Origin of the sequence: Arthrobacter sp. Hiyo1, from assembly GCF_001263615.2 — a bacterium.
Lineage (GTDB): Bacteria > Actinomycetota > Actinomycetes > Actinomycetales > Micrococcaceae > Arthrobacter.
This window is the reverse complement of record NZ_DF952472.1, coordinates 309,855-313,147: the sequence shown is the minus strand read 5'-3', so window position 1 is coordinate 313,147 and position 3,293 is coordinate 309,855. Positions and strand designations below refer to the sequence as shown.

Sequence of the window (3,293 nt, the reverse complement as noted above, 5' to 3'; positions counted from 1 at the left end):
GCCCCGCGGAGCCCGCTGCGACCGATGACCTCCGGTTTGAGGTCGATCAGCATGATCTCGTGTTTGTGGGCGAGCAATTCACGCGCGATCGATGAACCGACGCTGCCCGCGCCGACAATAACGACTTTCACTCAGACTCCTTGGCAGGTGCGCTGGAAAGGATGCGCGCCACCTCGGCGCTGCGGTCCAGATTCAACATGGCGTGCACGGTGTCGCCCTCCTGGTACGCCGTTCCGGCCTGGGGCAGGACGCCCTCTCCAAAACGGGTGAGGAAAGCGACACGGATTCCGGATGCTGCCTCGATGGCAGTCAGCGGGTGCCCGATCCAGCCTTGGTCGAGGTCCACTTCGGACAAAACCAACCGGCCCGAGGGTTCGCGGTAGTCGCCCGCCAAGTGTTGCTCAGGCAGGATCCGGCGCAGGACCTGGTCCGCGCTCCAGCGCACGGCGGCTACCGTGGGGATGCCCAGGCGCTGGTAGATTTCGGCGCGGCCGGGATCGTAGATGCGTGCAACAACATGCGAAACATGGAAAGTCTCACGGGCTACCCGGGTGGCGAGGATATTGGAGTTGTCACCGCTGGAGACGGCGGCGAAGGCGTACGCTTCCTCGCAACCTGCCTGCTTGAGGGTGTCCCGGTCGAAGCCGACGCCGGTGACTTTCCTGCCGGTGAACCCGCTGCGCAGGCGGCGGAAAGCACGGTCGTCCTGGTCGATGATTGCCACCGAATGGCCGGCGTCTTCCAAGGTGTGCGCCAACGTTGCGCCAACTCGTCCGCAACCCATGATCACAAAGTGAGCCACGGTTTCTCCTTCACTCTTATGCATGCCGCTCGGTAAGACTCTACCGGGGCAAGTCGCGGAAGCCAGTCCGCCGTCATGACATCGCGTTCGATTCAGAGTAGCTTTGCGGAGTGCTGACAATTCTCAACGCCGCGAAGCGGGTGTTGGTGGGGCGGCCGTTCCGGAACGACCGCCTGGCCCACACCCTGCTTCCCAAGCGCATTGCCCTGCCGATTTTCGCCTCGGACGCCCTGTCCTCCGTGGCGTACGCCCCTGACGAAATCCTGCTGACGCTGGCCCTCGCGGGCGTGAGTGCCGTGGCTATTTCGCCGCTCGTAGGCCTCGCGGTCATGGTGGTCTTGCTCACGGTTGTTGCCTCGTACCGGCAGAACGTCCACGCCTACCCTTCCGGTGGCGGCGACTACGAAATCGCCAACGTCAACCTGGGGAAGTTCGCTGGCCTGACCGTCGCCGCCGCGTTGTTGGTGGACTACGTCCTCACCGTCGCAGTGTCGATGTCCTCCGCCGCGGCGTACCTGACCACGGCGATCCCCTCGCTGCACGGGCAGCAGGCGCTCATCGCCACAGTCGGCGTCATCGTCCTGGCACTCGTCAACCTGCGCGGAATCAAGGAAGCGGGCAGTGTCTTCGCGGTTCCCACCTACATCTTCATGTTCTCCATCCTGGGCATGACGGCCGTCGGTATCTTCCAGGCGGCCACGGGCCAACTCGGCCAGGCTCCCTCTGCAGCCTTCACCATCGTCCCGCAAGAGGGATTCGACCAGGGACTCGTGGGCCTGGCAGGTGCGTTCCTGCTGCTGCGGGCTTTCTCCTCCGGCGCAGCCGCACTGACCGGTGTGGAGGCCATCAGCAACGGTGTGCCGAACTTCAAGAAGCCCAAGAGCAAGAACGCCGCCACTACGCTCTTGCTGCTCGGCGTCATCGCCTCGGCCATGCTCGCGGGCATCATCTACCTTGCCAATGCCACCAAGGTCCACATCGTGCTGGATCCGGCCAAGGAATTCCTCCTGCATGGCCAGCCGCTCCCGGACGACTACATCCAGAACCCTGCCATCAGCCAGATTGCACAGACGATCTTCGGCGCCGGGTCCATCCCGTTCTACGTTGTTGTCGCCGCGACGGGCGTCATCCTCGTCTTCGCCTCCAACACGGCGTTCAACGGATTCCCGGTCCTGGGGTCCATCCTCGCCCAGGACGGCTACCTTCCCCGCCAGCTTCGGACCCGCGGAGACCGCCTGGCCTTCAGCAACGGCGTCCTCGCCCTTGCTGCCGGCGCCTTGGTCCTCATCATTTCCTTCAACGCCGATGTCACCAAGCTCATCCAGCTGTACATCGTGGGCGTCTTCATTTCCTTCACGATGAGCCAGTTGGGCATGGTGCGTCACTGGGGCAGGGAACTCAAACTTGCGCAGGACAAAGCCCTCCGCCTCAGGATCGTGAAGTCCCGCACCATCAACATGCTCGGCTTCGCCATGACGGCGCTGGTGTTGACCATCGTGCTGATCACCAAGTTCGAACAGGGTGCCTGGATCGCCCTTCTCGCGATGTTCGTCCTGTTCCTCATCATGTGGAGCATCCGCGCCCACTACGACAACGTGGCCAAGGAACTGGCCGTTGACGAGGATTCTTCCCCGCGTGCATTGCCTACCCGTCCATGCCGTGCTCCTGGTGTCCCACGTCCGCAAACCGGTGCTGCGCGCCTCGCCTACGCGCGGGCGCGAGGCCGTCCCGGCTGGACGCCATCATCGTCGACATCGACCACGAGGAAACCGCGCACACCGTCGAGGCCTGGGACAAGCTGGACATCCCTGTGCCGCTGACCGTTTTGGCGAGCCCGTACCGCGAAACCGTCACGCCGATCCTGGACTACGTCAAGAACATGCGCCGCGATTCCCCGCGCGACCTGATCGTCGTCTACATCCCGGAATACGTCGTCGGCAAGTGGTGGGAACAGCTCGTCCACAACCAGACCGCCTTGCGCATCAAGGCCAGGCTCCACTTTGAACCCGGCGTCATGGTGGCCAGCGTCCCCTGGCAATTGAAATCCTCCGAAGAAGCAAAGGCATTGCAGGATACCTGATGACCCACCCGATCAACACCGAGTCCAGCTCGCCCACGGCCCAGGACGGAGCTGCCACGGAGCTGGTGGTGGACGTCGGCCCCATCGCCCATGGCGGCCACTTTGTCGCACGGCACGAAGGCCGGGTTATTTTTGTCCGGCACGGCATCCCGGGGGAGAAGGTCCGGGTCCGGCTGACCGACGCAGGAGAGTCTTCCCGTTTCTGGCGTGCCGACGTCGTCGACGTCCTGGAAGCGTCAGACGACCGGACGCGCCATTTCTGGCCGCTCGCCGACTCTCTTGCCGCCTGGCGCAAGGGCGGTCCGCCCGTGGGCGGCGCGGAACTCGGGCACGTAACACTGGAACGGCAACGGCTGCTCAAGTCCGAAGTCCTCGCCGAACAGTTGAAGCGGCTCGCCGGCGTCGAACTCG

Annotated in this window: 3 protein-coding genes and 1 pseudogene; 2 read left to right on the top strand and 2 right to left on the bottom strand. The window is 64.0% G+C overall.

All coding sequences use genetic code 11. The annotated features are described in order from the left end of the window. Positions 1–131: FAD-dependent oxidoreductase (locus tag AHiyo1_RS26940; RefSeq protein WP_253257381.1), on the bottom strand; the 131-nt coding region annotated here is incomplete at its 3' end. Next, positions 128–802 carry a potassium channel family protein gene (locus AHiyo1_RS15040; RefSeq protein WP_059389103.1) on the bottom strand — a complete coding sequence of 225 codons (675 nt, stop codon included), beginning with the start codon at positions 800–802 and terminating at the stop codon, positions 128–130. The genes AHiyo1_RS15040 and AHiyo1_RS26940, both read right to left, overlap by 4 nt. Before the next feature lie 110 nt (positions 803–912). On the opposite strand from AHiyo1_RS15040, the pseudogene AHiyo1_RS15035 reads away from it, so the two are divergent. Together AHiyo1_RS15035 and AHiyo1_RS15030 are read left to right on the top strand one after the other, a co-directional pair. Next, positions 913–2,882, top strand: a pseudogene (locus tag AHiyo1_RS15035) (APC family permease). After that, a partial coding sequence (locus AHiyo1_RS15030) for a TRAM domain-containing protein (protein WP_113990675.1) occupies positions 2,882–3,293 on the top strand: 412 nt, incomplete at its 3' end. The pseudogene AHiyo1_RS15035 and the gene AHiyo1_RS15030, both read left to right, overlap by 1 nt.